At 28.9% G+C, this 508-nt stretch carries 2 protein-coding genes; both read left to right on the top strand.

The window, feature by feature from the left end:
• On the top strand, positions 1–214 hold a 214-nt coding region (locus tag QWI17_RS00225; RefSeq protein ID WP_302720494.1), incomplete at its 5' end, for a hypothetical protein.
• A gap of 84 nt (positions 215–298) precedes the next feature.
• Positions 299–508: acyl-CoA thioesterase (locus tag QWI17_RS00220; RefSeq protein ID WP_368045313.1), on the top strand; the 210-nt coding region annotated here is incomplete at its 3' end.

Genomic DNA, 508 nt, shown 5'->3' with positions numbered 1-508 from the left:
AAATCATTTAAATGATTTGGGCATCAAAAATAATTTTTCTCTTTTACGAATTGAACAAGGTGAAGAAGAAAATGTAAGGACTTTTTATTATGAAATAGCAAATCCTACTTTCAAAACGATTATTCAAATTCAATATGATTTCTTAAAAGAAGAGCAAAAAGATTCTTCACAAACTTCTTTTAGTTGGATGGATTACAAAAAAATTACTGAATAGACTTTTTCATTTTTTATATAATTAATGATAAAGTCTTTTTTTTGTTCTCTACTTTTGAAGATTAAAATGATGTTTTAGAAAATTATGGAGAAGATAGAACAAACCGAACAATTAAATGTTTTTCGCACCAAAACTCGTATTCTGTATAAACACACCGATCAAATGAAAGTGGTTTATTACGGAAACTATCCAGAGTTTTATGAAATTGGTCGTGTAGAATTGATGCGTGAACGTGGTTTTCCTTATGCCGAATTGGAAGCACTGGGAATTCAGATGCCGATTATCGAAATGCAT

The sequence above is a fragment of the Gilvimarinus gilvus genome (genome assembly GCF_030518155.1).
GTDB classification, from domain to species: Bacteria; Pseudomonadota; Gammaproteobacteria; order Pseudomonadales; family Cellvibrionaceae; genus Gilvimarinus; species Gilvimarinus gilvus.
This window is presented reverse-complemented; position numbering and strand designations above follow the sequence as displayed.